The following is a 12878-nucleotide window of genomic DNA, read 5'->3' as shown; positions in this document are numbered from 1 at the left end:
GGGGGGGGGGGGGGGGGGGGGGGGGGGGGGGGGGGGGGGGGGGGGGGGGGGGGGGGCGCCGTGGGGGCCGGCGGTGCGTCGCCGTCTGCGGGTGTGTGGTGGCCGGTCGCGCAGTTCCCCGCGCCCCTTGGGGGTTGCGCCCGGCGTTTCTGGTGTGCGGGTGTGTGGTGGCCGGTCGCGCAGTTCCTCGCGCCCCTGGCGGGGCGCGCCCGGCGGTTGCCCGGGGGCTATCGCGGTTCCGGTGGGCGTTGTCTCGGCATGTTCGGGCGGCTTCCGTTGGCCGGGGGCAGGGGGAAGCGGCCGCCCGCCCCTCCGGCCTCCTGCCGCGGCACCGCCGCCACCGCCGTCTGGATGCCCAGCGGTGCCGACCCCGTCCGGAACTCCACCATCCAGTCGGTCGTCTCCGTGCGCACCAGCTCCGTGATGTCCTCCGAGAAACGCCGCAGCACCGACAGGCACCGCTCGGCCGCCTCGCTCGCCGTGCCCTCCGCCGGCCCCAGTACCTCCCGCACGCACTCCGACGCCCAGTCGAACTGCAACGCCTGCAGCCGCCGCTGCACCGCTTGCGCGGTGGCCACGTCCCTTATCCAGCCCGACGTGACGCCGAAGAACCGGTCGGTGCCGACGCAGGCGACCGCGAGCAGCAGTGCCAGACAGCCCCAGGGCGCGACCCCGCCGGCCACCCCGGTGAGGTCCAGCAGCGGCAGCGCCGCCCCGGCCACCGCGCCCGCCGCCGAGCCGACCCGCAGCACCTGCGCCCCGCGCCGCTTCCAGACCCGGTCGCGCAGGTACCAGGCGGCCGTCTCCAGCGCCCGGCGCTCCACCCACCGGTACAGCTCGTCGAGCCGTTCGGCGGGCTCGCCCCAGTCCCCGTGCGGGAACGCCCGCCCGGTCAGATCGCCCGGCCGCAGCCCGGCCGCACCCTCGCCCCGCCCGTCCTGAGGCGGACCCTCGGGCTGCATCTCCGGCTGACCCACCCGGCACTCCCTACTGATCACGACCAGTCACGTTGCGTGACATTCCATGCCGATGTGCGGCCACCTTCCTACCGCCCAATGGGTGGCGGACAGGAAGCTTTGCCGGATTTTCCGCCCAGAAGAGGGCCTTGATCAGGTATAGGACCCACGTCGTTCTCACTCGAAAGAGTGGCGGGGCGATGGCCGCGTGGACCACGTAGGCTCGTTCACGACGGAGAAGGTCGACGAACAAGACGTCGGAGCAGGACGTCGCAGCAGACGGCGAGGAGCTGATCGTGATCCCCGGTGGCCAGCCCAACATGCAGCAGTTGCTCCAGCAGGCCCAGAAGATGCAGCAGGACCTGCAGCGGGCGCAGGAGGAACTGGCGAACACGGAGGTGGACGGGCAGGCGGGCGGCGGTCTGGTGAAGGCCACCGTGACCGGCGCCGGTGAGCTGCGCGCGCTGAAGATCGACCCGAAGGCGGTGGACCCCGAGGACACGGAGACCCTCGCCGATCTGATCGTGGCGGCCGTGCAGGCGGCCGCCGAGAACGCGCAGACGCTCCAGCAGCAGAAGCTCGGCCCGCTGGCCCAGGGGCTGGGCGGCGGCAGCGGCATCCCGGGTCTGCCGTTCTGACGCATCCGCCTTCCGGGCGAAGGCGGAAGGCAACTACGGTACGTACCGAAGGGTCTCCAGGAAGGGCAGTCCGTTGTACGAAGGCGTGGTCCAGGACCTCATCGACGAGCTGGGGCGGCTGCCCGGCGTCGGTCCCAAGAGCGCGCAGCGGATCGCCTTCCACATCCTGCAGGCCGAGCCGACGGACGTGAAGCGGCTCGCGCAGGCGCTCCTGGAGGTGAAGGCGAAGGTCCGCTTCTGCGCGACGTGCGGCAACGTCGCGCAGGAGGAGCTGTGCGCGATCTGCCGTGACCCGCGCCGCGACCCCTCCGTCATCTGTGTGGTGGAGGAGCCGAAGGACGTCGTGGCGATCGAGCGGACCCGGGAGTTCCGGGGCCGGTACCACGTGCTCGGGGGCGCTATCAGCCCGATCGAGGGCGTGGGACCCGACGACCTGCGTATACGAGAACTTCTCGCGCGGTTGGCCGACGGGACGGTCACGGAACTGATCCTGGCCACGGATCCGAATCTGGAAGGCGAGGCGACGGCGACGTACCTCGCTCGCATGATCAAGCCCATGGGCCTGAAGGTCACCCGCCTGGCCAGCGGCCTCCCAGTGGGTGGCGACCTGGAATACGCGGACGAGGTGACCCTCGGCCGCGCCTTCGAGGGGAGACGACTCCTAGATGTCTGACGCCACGCTGCACGACTCGTCGCAGAACCCGGACGACTTCGTGGTCCAGATCGCGGACCAGGTCGAGAGCTTCCTGGTGGCCGTCACGGAGGTGGCGAGGGGCGACGAGCCCGAATCGGCGGTCCCGTTCCTGCTGCTCGAGGTCTCCCAGCTGCTGCTGGCCGGCGGACGGCTGGGTGCCCACGAGGACATCGTCCCCGACGAGCGCTACGAGCCCGACCCGGGCCCGGAGCCGGACGTGGACCAGCTGCGCGAGAACTTCGCCCGGCTGCTGGACCCGGTGGACGTCTACTCCGAGGTCTTCGACCCGTACGAGCCCCGCAAGGCCCCGGTGCCGGCCCGGATCTCCGACGATCTCGCCGACATCATCACCGACCTCCGGCACGGCATGGTCCACTACCGCGCGGGCCGCACCACCGAGGCCCTGTGGTGGTGGCAGTTCTCGTACTTCTCCAACTGGGGTCCGACGGCCTCCGCGGTGCTGCGTGCCCTGCAGTCCGTCCTCATCCACGTCCGCCTCAACCAGCCGCTGGAGGAACTGGACGGCCTCGACACCGACCAGGCCACCATGGGCGACGAGACCCTGGAGTTCGAGGCGGGCCGGGTGATGGCCCAGGAGATCGGCAGCGCGCTGGGGATGCGGCCCGGGACGTGACCCGTACGCACCGGTCACCACTGTGAGCCGGGGCACTTTCGGCGTGGCACGGCGCAGGATGGGCAGGTGCCCGACGCGGGCGTCCGATGTCTCACCATGCGGGAGCAGGGTGGTGGAATGTGGACGCTCGTTAGACTGAGCCGACATAAACGAACCGAGCGAGGAGCGCACGTGGGCCTTGTCGTGCAGAAGTACGGAGGCTCCTCCGTAGCCGATGCCGAAGGCATCAAGCGCGTCGCCAAGCGGATCGTGGAAGCGAAGAAGAACGGCAACCAGGTTGTCGTCGTCGTTTCCGCGATGGGCGACACGACGGACGAGCTGATCGATCTCGCCGAGCAGGTTTCTCCGATGCCTGCCGGGCGGGAATTCGACATGCTGCTGACCGCCGGAGAGCGGATCTCCATGGCCCTGCTGGCGATGGCGATCAAAAACCTGGGCCACGAGGCCCAGTCCTTCACCGGCAGCCAGGCAGGCGTCATCACCGACTCGGTCCACAACAAAGCCCGGATCATCGACGTCACGCCGGGCCGGATCCGCGAGTCGCTGGACAAGGGCAACATCGCGATCGTCGCCGGCTTCCAGGGCGTCAGCCAGGACAAGAAGGACATCACCACGCTGGGACGCGGTGGTTCCGACACGACGGCCGTGGCGCTCGCCGCCGCGCTCGACGCAGAGGTCTGCGAGATCTACACCGACGTCGACGGTGTGTTCACCGCCGACCCGCGTGTGGTGAAGAAGGCGAAGAAGATCGACTGGATCTCCTTCGAGGACATGCTGGAGCTGGCGGCCTCCGGCTCCAAGGTGCTGCTCCACCGCTGTGTGGAGTACGCCCGCCGCTACAACATCCCGATCCACGTCCGGTCCAGCTTCAGCGGGCTGCAGGGCACGTGGGTCAGCAGTGAGCCGATTGGGGACAAGCAGGTGGAGCAGGCCATCATCTCCGGTGTCGCGCACGACACCTCCGAGGCCAAGATCACGGTCGTCGGTGTGCCGGACAAGCCGGGTGAGGCCGCCGCGATCTTCCGTGCCATCGCCGATGCCGAGATCAACATCGACATGGTCGTGCAGAACGTGTCCGCCGCCTCCACCGGTCTGACGGACATCTCCTTCACGCTGCCGAAGACCGAGGGCCGCAAGGCCATCGACGCGCTGGAGAAGAGCCGCGCCGGCATCGGCTTCGACTCGCTGCGCTACGACGACCAGATCGGCAAGATCTCCCTGGTCGGCGCGGGCATGAAGACCAACCCGGGCGTCACCGCCTCCTTCTTCGAGGCGCTGAGCGACGCGGGTGTGAACATCGAGCTGATCTCGACCTCCGAGATCCGTATCTCGGTCGTCACCCGCGCCGACGACGTGCCGGAGGCCGTCCGCGCCGTGCACACCGCCTTCGGACTCGACTCGGACTCCGACGAGGCCGTCGTCTACGGAGGCACCGGACGATGACCGGAAAGCCGACGCTCGCGGTCGTGGGAGCGACCGGAGCCGTCGGCGCGGTCATGCTCCAGATCCTCTCCCAGCGGGCGGACATCTGGGGTGAGATCCGTCTGATCGCCTCCCCGCGCTCGGCCGGCCGCAAGCTGGCCGTGCGCGGCGAGGAGGTCGAGGTGACGGCCCTGGCGGAGGACGCCTTCGACGGGGTCGACATCGCCATGTTCGACGTGCCCGACGAGGTCGCCGCCGCCTGGGCACCCGTCGCCGCCGCGCGCGGCGCGGTCGTCGTCGACAACTCCGGCGCCTTCCGGATGGACCCGGACGTGCCGCTGGTCGTGCCCGAGGTCAATCCGCACGCGGTACGGTCCCGCCCGCGCGGGATCGTCGCCAACCCCAACTGCACGACCCTGACGATGATCGTCGCCCTGGGCGCGCTGCACGCCGAGTTCGGGCTGCGCGAGCTGGTCGTGTCGTCGTACCAGGCGGTGAGCGGGGCCGGGCGGACCGGTGTGGAGACGCTGCGCGCCCAGCTGTCCCTGGTGGCCGGCACCGAGCTGGGCACCAAGCCCGGGGACGTGCGGCGGGCCGTCGGGGACGACACCGGGCCGTTCCCGGACCCGGTGGCGCTCAACGTGGTGCCGTGGGCCGGGTCGCTGCGGGAGGACGGCTGGTCCTCGGAGGAGATGAAGGTCCGCGACGAGTCCCGGAAGATCCTCGGGCTGCCGGAGCTGCCGGTCGCCGTGACCTGTGTGCGGGTGCCGGTGATCACCACGCACTCGCTGACCGTCCACGCCCGCTTCCAGCGCGAGGTCAGCGTCGACGGCGCCCGTGAGATCCTCGCCACCGCACCGGGTGTCGTGCTGTGCGACGACCCGGCGGCCGGTGAGTTCCCCACCCCCGCCGACGTGGTGGGCACGGACCCCACCTGGGTCGGCCGGGTACGGCGGGCCCTGGACGATCCGACCGCGCTCGAACTCTTCGTGTGCGGCGACAACCTGCGCAAGGGCGCGGCGCTGAACACCGCGCAGATCGCGGAGCTGATCGCGGCGGAGACGTCCGGCCGCGGCTAGCCGCTGCGTAGGATCAACGCAGGAAATGTGGCCGGGAGCATGGTCCAAACCACTTGAACCGTCCCTCTCGGCAGCAGAGGATTTTTCTCCCCGCTCTCCGCAACCGTACGGAGAGCGGGGAGCGTCTTTGCGGTCACCCTCGTGGGGCCTGGGGACGTGATGATCCTGGCGTGGGGACGCCGTGATCGGGGCGTGGGGACGCCCGTTCATATGGGACATAAGGGAAGAGCGGGACGCATGACGGCACTTGAGGCACCGTCGGTTGTCGCACATGTGACGTCCGGCACGTACAACCCCCGAGGGGGGAAGCGTGTCCAACTGGCGTGGCAGAGGTACTCGAACTCAGTGTGGCCCGCGGCGGTACGGCCCTGCGGCCCCGCGCGGCGCTCCGGCCCCGCACGCCCGGCGGCATGCCGGTGATCGCGCCCATGCCCGCAGCGCGGCCCGCCCGCATACCCAGTCAGCGTGACGGCGCCGAGGAGACCCCGGCCGCCGCGGCGGGTGAGGCCGTCGGCACGACCGTCGACCACCTCACCGAGACCTACCGGGCGCACTACCGCTCGCTGCTCGGTCTCGCCGCCCTCCTCCTCGACGACACCGCCTCCTGCGAGGACGTCGTCCAGGAGGCCTTCATCCGCGTCCACTCGGCCCGCAAGCGAGTCCGAGACCCGGAGAAGACCCTCGCCTACCTGCGGCAGACCGTCGTCAACCTCTCCCGCTCCACGCTGCGCCGGCGCATCCTCGGCCTGAAGCTGCTCTCCAAGCCGATGCCCGACATGGCCAGCGCTGAGGAGGGCGCCTACGACCAGCTGGAGCGCCGCGACCTCATCAAGGCGATGAAGGGTCTGCAGCGCCGCCAGCGCGAGGTCCTGGTCCTGCGCTACTTCGCGGACATGACCGAGGCCCAGGTCGCCGAGACCCTCGGCATATCCCTGGGCTCGGTGAAGGCGTACGGATCGCGGGGCATCGCCGCGCTGCGGGTGGCCATGGAGGCGTCGGCATGAGCGACCGCGCCGAGGGGGGCGATTCTCATGACAGTCACTCCCACGAGCCGCACTCCCATGAACGTCATGAGTCCTACGCCTGGCACGAGCCGACACGGCGCGAAGGGCAACAGCACACGCAATCGCACGCTGGGAACGGAACTGTGAACCACGGCCCCGACGACAAGGGCCCCGAGGGGCTCGGCCCGGGTCCCGACGGCCTCGACGGACTCGACTCCGACGAACTGGTCCTGCGCCGGCTGCTGCACTCGGCGGTCGACGACATCGAACCGAGCACCGGCACCCTGGACCACCTGCGCCGGGCCGTCCCCGCACGGCGCACCCGCAAGCGCCAGGCCATGGTCGGCATGGCCGCGGCGGCCCTGTTCCTCGGCACCGCGGTCCCCGCCCTCGTCCACGTCTCGAACGCCGGCGGCTCCGACACCAACACCGGCATGGTCGGCCAGAGCTCCGAGGCCCACGGCGGCACGGGCGGCCGGAGCAAGGACAAGGACACCGACAAGGGCGGCGACAAGAACGCCGGCAGTGCGACGGTCAAGCCGGGCAAGGAGCACGGCAAGACCGGCGGCAAGGACGAGCCGGGCACCGCCGCGGGCGGTTCCACCGGCGGTGCGCAGGCCACGGCCACCGCGGCCCCGGGCACACCGGTCTGTACGGCGGCCCAGCTGGGCTCCGCCACCGGCACCGTGAACGCCCCCGACACCGCGGGCGTCGTCTACGGCACGTTCCGCGTCACCAACGTCTCCGGCACGGCCTGCACCGTCGGCGGTGCCGGCACGATCACGCCGGCCGCGCAGGGTGCCGCCGACCCGACGAAGATCTCGGCGGTCCGGCATGTGGCCGGGGACGCGGCGACGATGCTGCCCGATCCCTCGCGGGAGGTCGCCGCGCTGGTGTTGCAGCCGGGTGCGGCCTACGAGGAGCAGTTCGCCTTCGTGCCGTCGGAGACCTGCCCCACCACCGGCGGCGACACCGGCTCCGACACCGGCGGCCCGACGCCGGATCCGACGCCGACGCAGGACACGGGCGCGGTCGGCGGTGGAGCCGACACCGGTGCGTCGGCGGGCACCACGACCCAGCTGGCCACCGAGGACGGCACGGCCGACGGCAGCGTCGCGGTCACCCACACGACCGCCCCCGGCTCCCCGTCGACGACGGCGGTCGTACCCGGCGAGTGTGCGGGCACGGTCTACTACACCGGGGTACTGGCCGGCACCTGACGCCCCGCGCGGCGACCGGCCTCGTGCCGCTGGGCGGCGCTCACCTGGCAACCGCAGCCACCCAGCTGCGGGCAGGCAGCCGCGGCGGTCGCAGCCACCCAGCTGCGGGCAGTCGTGCCGCTGGGGCGGCACGGGTGGGCGCGGCGGCACCCTGTACGCGCCGGCAAGCGGTCCCGCCCCGGCCGGCACCGGCTCAGCTCAGCCGCTCGGTACCGGCGCGCGGTCCGACCCCTCCGGCACCGGCTCAGGTCAGCCGCTCGGTACCGGCGCGCGGTCCGACCCCTCCGGCACCAAGCCCAGCGCAGCGTCCCGCTGGAACTCGATCTCCCGTCGCAGCAACCGGAACCACATGAACACCACGAACCCCGCGAACACGAACCATTCCCCGGTGTAACCGAGGTTCTGGAACGCCTTCAGATCGAGCCCCGTCCCGTCCGCCGCGCTCGCGGGCACCGCCTTCATCCCCGCGTCACCCTTGTCCAGCGTGACCCACGCGTCGTACAGCTCGTCCGGCACCAGGTTCACCAGCGACGCCGAGCTGATCACCCCCGTCTGTCCCGCCGGAAGCCCGCCCTGCGCGGCGACGCCGTTGCTCCCCGGGCTCTCGGACGCCTGCAGTGCCCCGGTGACGGTGACCTCACCGGCCGGCGCGGCGGGAGCCCTGGCGGCGTCCGCCGTACCCGGCAGCCATCCCCGCACCACCGGCAGCGCCTTGCCGGCGTCGGTGCGCAGCAGGGTCAGCACGTAGAAGCCGCGCTTGCCGTCCAGCTCCCGGCCGGGCACCAGCAGTTGCTTCCCGTACCGCCCGCTCGCACTGACCCGCCGTCCCGACGTGCTCTTGTCGACGGGCAGCATCGACTCCAGCGGGCGCGCGGCCGCCGCCCGCCCGGAGGCGGCCTGCTCGGTCGCGGTGCGGTGATCCTGCACCCGGTCCTCGAACCGGCTCAGCTGCCACGACCCCATGAAGACGCAGAACGGGATGGCGAGCAGCACGAAGACGTTGATGCCCCACCAGCGGGGTGTCAGCAGAAAGCGGTACACGCCCTCCACGGTACGGCGCCCGCCGCGGCGGCCCGGCCGCGGGTCGGCGCACGGCCCGGCCGTCCTCGCGCCGGCCCGCGGGGACGGCCGCGGAGGCGGTGGGAGCGGTCCTGCCCGGAAGTTATCCACAGGCTGCGCACACCTGACCCCCGATTGTCGGCGCGGCCAGGCAATATGGGCGCATGACTGGGGCCATGAGTGAGAGCAGTACACCGGACACACCGGACATGCCGGACTGGGAGAAGCGCTTCCGGGCGCCGCGGGTCTCGCTGCCCGACTGGGCTGAGGACGCGCCGCACCGCTCCCTGTTCGTGTCGAACGCGACAGGGACGTACGAGCTGTACGCCTGGGACCGCACGACGGGCGAGCAGCGGCAGGCGACGTTCCGGCCGAACGGCACGACGGACGGCGTGCTCTCCCCGGACGGCGCGTGGATCTGGTGGTTCGACGACAAGGACGGCGACGAGTTCGGGATCTGGCGCCGCCAGCCCTTCACGGGCGGTGCGGACGAGCCGGCCGTGCCCGGTCTCGACCCCTCCTACCCCGCCGGACTGGCCCTGTCCCGGGACGGCCGCACGGCGGTCGTCGGCCGCTCCACGGACGAGGACGGTACGACGATCCACCTCGCGCCCGAGGGCGCGGCCCCGGTCGAGATCTACCGGCACCGGGAGTCGGCGGGCGTCGGCGACCTCTCGCACGACGGCACCCTGATCGCCGTCGAGCACACCGAGCACGGCGACGCCATGCACGCGGCGCTGCGGGTGCTCCGCCCGGACGGCACGACGGTCGCCGAGCTGGACGACACCAAGGGCGGCTCCGAGGAACTGGGCCTGGAGGTGCTGGGCTTCGCCCCGGTCGACGGCGACACCCGGCTGCTCATCGGGCACCAGCGCCGGGGCCGCTGGGAGCCGCTGGTGTGGGACGTGGCCACGGGCGAGGAGACCGAGCTGGCCCTGGACCTGCCCGGTGACGTCAGCGCCGAGTGGTACCCGGACGGCTCGGCCCTGCTCGTCGCCCACGGCTTCGAGGCCCGCAGCGAGCTGTTCCGGTACGACCTGGCGGCCCGCGAGCTGACCCGCATCCCCACCCTGCCCGGCACGGTCTCCGGCGCGTCGGCCCGCCCCGACGGCAGCGTGGAGTACCTGTGGTCGTCGGCCGCCGAGCCGCCGGCGGTGCGCTCCACGTCCGGCGGTGTGGTCCTGGACCCCCCGGGCATGGCCTGCCCGCCGTCGGTGCCGGTGGAGGACGCGTGGGTGGAGGGCCCCGGCGGCCGTATCCACGCCCTGATCCAGAAGCCGGCCGGTGCCACGGGGCCGCTGCCCACCGTCTTCGACCTGCACGGCGGCCCGACCTGGCACGACAGCGACTCCTTCGCCGCGGGCCCGGCCGCCTGGGTCGACCAGGGATACGCGGTGATCCGCGTCAATTACCGGGGCTCCACCGGCTACGGCCGGGCCTGGACCGACGCCCTCAAGCACCGGGTGGGCCTGATCGAGCTGGAGGACGTCGCCGCGGTGCGCGAGTGGGCGATCTCCTCCGGCCTCGCCGACCCTTCCCGGCTGATCCTCACGGGCGCCTCCTGGGGCGGCTACCTCACCCTGCTCGGCCTCGGCACCCAGCCGGAGGCCTGGTCGGTGGGGATCGCGGTGGTGCCGGTCGCGGACTACGTCACGGCGTACCACGACGAGATGGAGTCCCTGAAGGCCATGGACCGCACGCTGCTGGGCGGCACCCCGGAGGAGGTACCCGACCGCTTCGAGGCGTCCTCCCCGCTGACCTACGTCGACCAGGTCAAGGCCCCGGTCTACATCTCGGCGGGCGTCAACGACCCCCGCTGCCCGATCCGCCAGATCGACAACTACGTCAAGAGACTCGAGAGCCGGGGCGCGGTCCACGAGGTGTACCGGTACGACGCGGGCCACGGGTCGCTGGTCGTGGACGAACGGATCAAGCAGCTGAGACTGGAAATGGAGTTCACCCGCCGCCACCTGCCCGCCTAGCCCCACACAGCCGCCCGAGCCGGCCGCCTACCCCAGGGTGCCCTCCCGGCCGCCCGGGCCGGCTGCCTTCCCCAGGGCGCCCTTCCGGCCGCCGGGGCTGGCTGTCTTTTCAGGGCGCCCTTCCGGCCGGCCGAGTCGGGGGGTGGGTGGGTGGGCAGAGTTCCGGGGGTCCAGGGGGCGGAGCCCCCTGGAGGCTCACCCCAACTCCGCGAGCCCGCGCCGGGTGGCGGCCACCACCACCCGGTCCCCTTTCTCCAGCACATGCCCGGCAGACGTGTCCGCCCGCCCCAGCAACGCCAGCACCCGCCAGGACCCGGCCCGGAAAGCCTCCCGCACGGTCCTCCCCTCCAACTGGGGATGCCCGTCCACGTCGACCGCGGCGAACAGCAGCACCCTGCGCTCCACGGCGACAGCCCCGAGCACCTGCCGCCCGAGCATCGCCCCGGCGAACGCGGGCGCGGCCAGATGGGTGACGCTCCGGCTCCGGGTCAGGGCGTTCGGGTAGGCGGCCCGGAGGGTGCGGTAGACGGCGGTGGCGAAGTCGTCGTCGTACAGCCGGAGCACCACGCGCACATCGGGCCGTACGGTCCGCGCGTACAGCACGGCTTCGAGGTTGGTGGTGTCGGCGCTGGTCACCGCCAGCAGCGTCCGCGCCCGGTGGATCTTGGCCGCCTCCAGGACGCCTTCCTGGGTGACGTCGCCGAGCACCACCGGGACCCGCAGCCGCCGGGCGGTGGCGAGTCCGCGGGCCTCCGGGTCGGACTCGACGCACACCACGGGGACGTTCAGTTCGCGCAGCCGGGTCAGCACGCGGGTACCGATCTTGCCGAGCCCGAGCAGCACCACGTGTCCGCTCAGACCACGGGGCGGCTTGCGCAGGGCGGAGGCGGTGCGGAAGGTGCCGAGCGCCTCGAGCCCGGCGGCCAGCAGCACCGGGAGGAGCAGCAACCCGACGAGCGCGGAGAGAAGTTGGAGCAGCTGGCGGCCGAGGGACGCGCCGAGCGCCGGGTCGTCGATCGCGAACAGGTCGAGGAGGGTGACGTAGAACGCCCGCAGCGGATGGATCCCGGTCACCAGCCACAGGGCGACGGCGAGGGCGACGACACAGCCCACCAGGCCGGCCACGGACCAGCGCAGCCGGCGGGAGAACAGCGAGGCCAGCGGCGGTACGCCGGCCACCGCGCGGGCGGGCGCGGCGGACTCCGTGCCGCCGGAGGAGGACACGTGCTCCAGCACCACGGCCTGCCGCCCGGCGGCCTGCCGCACCTCCGCGTCGTCGGGCAGCAGCCGCGGCTGCTGTTCGCCGCCGCCGTCCGGGTCACCACCCGAGAGCAGGGCCAGGGTGTGCAGCCCGGGGCCGGCGTCCGGCCCGTACGCGGGCAGCGGCCGTTCCACGGCGCGCAGCAGCAGCCCCTCGGTCTGGACGACCTTGCTGGTGCCGGCGAGGGCGGTGGCGGCCAGCGCGGGCGCGGCGGTGTCGGCGTCGGACAGCACGGTGGTGGAAGCCTCACCGGCTCCGGCCGTGCCGTCACCGGTGGCCAACGCGGCCGCTTGGTCGAGGAGTTCCTCGATGTGCTGGCCCAGCCGCCGGTTGTAGAGCCGGAGTACGAGCCGCAGACGGGGGTTGAGCCGGCGGGCGGTGAGGGCGGCACGGATGTTCGTCTCGTCGTCGTCGTGCACGAGCGCCAGCGCGGTGGCGCGGCCCACCCCGGCCTCGGCGAGCACCTCCTCGGTCAGTTCGACGGCCTCCAACACCCCTGCGTCGTCCGGCCGTTGGCCGCCCACGGTGCCGGAGGGCTGACCGTTGCCTGCGCGGCCGACGGTGCCCACCGCCGCGTTGACCACCCGGTCGAACAGCGCCGCGGACGCGGACCGCGCCCGTCCGACCACCGGGGGCCGGGCGGTGCGTTCGTTCGGCGGTACGACGAGGGTGACCTGCTCGCCGTGGACCCCGCGCAACTCGGCGGCCAGCCGGTGCGCGAGTCCGTCGTCACCGCACACCACCATGTGCGCCGGCGGGGCCCCGGGACCCCCTTGATTCGGAACGCTCGCCACAAGGGGAAAGAGTGCCCCAAGGAGATGCGTGGTTCCAGCAACGGCCTGAACGCCCGTGCGACGGCTCGCGTAGTGAAGGGGAGGGAGAGCAGCAGCCGGAGGTAACCACCCGTGGCCATCACCGAGGACGCCCCG

At 72.4% G+C, this 12878-nt stretch carries 11 protein-coding genes; 8 read left to right on the top strand and 3 right to left on the bottom strand.

What is annotated here, in order from left to right:
- Nucleotides 1-227: 227 nt before the first annotated feature.
- Complete coding sequence (locus tag JK359_RS27795; RefSeq protein ID WP_201841176.1) at nucleotides 228-977, bottom strand: SLATT domain-containing protein; 750 nt, start codon at nucleotides 975-977, stop codon at nucleotides 228-230.
- A 275-nt stretch (nucleotides 978-1252) separates the two neighbouring features.
- Between JK359_RS27795 and JK359_RS27790 the strand changes: the two genes are divergently transcribed.
- The 7 genes from JK359_RS27790 to JK359_RS27760 all read left to right on the top strand — a co-directional run bounded on the left by JK359_RS27790 (nucleotide 1253) and on the right by JK359_RS27760 (nucleotide 7647).
- A complete protein-coding gene (locus JK359_RS27790; protein ID WP_201841173.1) occupies nucleotides 1253-1594 on the top strand; it encodes a YbaB/EbfC family nucleoid-associated protein in 342 nt (113 codons plus the stop codon).
- A 73-nt stretch (nucleotides 1595-1667) separates the two neighbouring features.
- Complete coding sequence (gene recR / locus JK359_RS27785) at nucleotides 1668-2267, top strand: recombination mediator RecR (protein ID WP_201841170.1); 600 nt, start codon at nucleotides 1668-1670, stop codon at nucleotides 2265-2267.
- On the top strand, nucleotides 2260-2922 hold the full coding sequence (locus JK359_RS27780) for a DUF5063 domain-containing protein (protein WP_201841167.1): 663 nt from the start codon (nucleotides 2260-2262) through the stop codon (nucleotides 2920-2922). The genes recR and JK359_RS27780 overlap by 8 nt, the downstream gene beginning before the upstream one ends.
- Before the next feature lie 171 nt (nucleotides 2923-3093).
- Nucleotides 3094-4365, top strand: coding sequence for an aspartate kinase (locus JK359_RS27775; RefSeq protein WP_201841164.1), 1272 nt, complete (start codon nucleotides 3094-3096; stop codon nucleotides 4363-4365).
- Nucleotides 4362-5423, top strand: a complete 1062-nt coding sequence (locus tag JK359_RS27770; protein ID WP_201841161.1) for an aspartate-semialdehyde dehydrogenase — start codon at nucleotides 4362-4364, stop codon at nucleotides 5421-5423. The genes JK359_RS27775 and JK359_RS27770 overlap by 4 nt, the downstream gene beginning before the upstream one ends.
- 410 nt (nucleotides 5424-5833) lie before the next feature.
- Nucleotides 5834-6427, top strand: coding sequence for a SigE family RNA polymerase sigma factor (locus JK359_RS27765; RefSeq protein ID WP_236678567.1), 594 nt, complete (start codon nucleotides 5834-5836; stop codon nucleotides 6425-6427).
- Nucleotides 6428-6570: 143 nt separating this feature from the next.
- Nucleotides 6571-7647 carry a hypothetical protein gene (locus JK359_RS27760; protein ID WP_201841155.1) on the top strand — a complete coding sequence of 359 codons (1077 nt, stop codon included), beginning with the start codon at nucleotides 6571-6573 and terminating at the stop codon, nucleotides 7645-7647.
- Between the two features lie 249 nt (nucleotides 7648-7896).
- On the opposite strand, the gene JK359_RS27755 is transcribed toward JK359_RS27760, so the two are convergent.
- The gene (locus tag JK359_RS27755; protein ID WP_201841152.1) at nucleotides 7897-8688 is read right to left on the bottom strand and encodes an SURF1 family protein; all 792 of its coding nucleotides are present in this window, start codon (nucleotides 8686-8688) and stop codon (nucleotides 7897-7899) included.
- Nucleotides 8689-8882: 194 nt separating this feature from the next.
- Between JK359_RS27755 and JK359_RS27750 the strand changes: the two genes are divergently transcribed.
- Nucleotides 8883-10688, top strand: a complete 1806-nt coding sequence (locus tag JK359_RS27750; protein WP_201841149.1) for a S9 family peptidase — start codon at nucleotides 8883-8885, stop codon at nucleotides 10686-10688.
- A 195-nt stretch (nucleotides 10689-10883) separates the two neighbouring features.
- On the opposite strand, the gene JK359_RS27745 is transcribed toward JK359_RS27750, so the two are convergent.
- Nucleotides 10884-12695 (bottom strand): NAD-binding protein, encoded by a 1812-nt coding sequence (locus tag JK359_RS27745; protein WP_201841223.1) that lies wholly within the window; start codon nucleotides 12693-12695, stop codon nucleotides 10884-10886.
- Nucleotides 12696-12878: the final 183 nt, after the last annotated feature.

Source organism: Streptomyces actinomycinicus (assembly GCF_016741775.1).
GTDB lineage: Bacteria > Actinomycetota > Actinomycetes > Streptomycetales > Streptomycetaceae > Streptomyces > Streptomyces actinomycinicus.
Note: the sequence above shows the minus strand (reverse complement) of the source record. Positions and strands in the feature narration are given on the sequence as shown.

Coding starts and splice junctions, on each gene's coding strand:
- JK359_RS27770 (WP_201841161.1), top strand. CDS start 4,362: ATGACCGGAAAGCCGACGCTCGCGGTCGTGGGAGCGACCGGAGCCGTC.
- JK359_RS27745 (WP_201841223.1), bottom strand. CDS start 12,695: ATGGTGGTGTGCGGTGACGACGGACTCGCGCACCGGCTGGCCGCCGAG.
- JK359_RS27780 (WP_201841167.1), top strand. CDS start 2,260: ATGTCTGACGCCACGCTGCACGACTCGTCGCAGAACCCGGACGACTTC.
- JK359_RS27750 (WP_201841149.1), top strand. CDS start 8,883: ATGAGTGAGAGCAGTACACCGGACACACCGGACATGCCGGACTGGGAG.
- JK359_RS27765 (WP_236678567.1), top strand. CDS start 5,834: ATGCCGGTGATCGCGCCCATGCCCGCAGCGCGGCCCGCCCGCATACCC.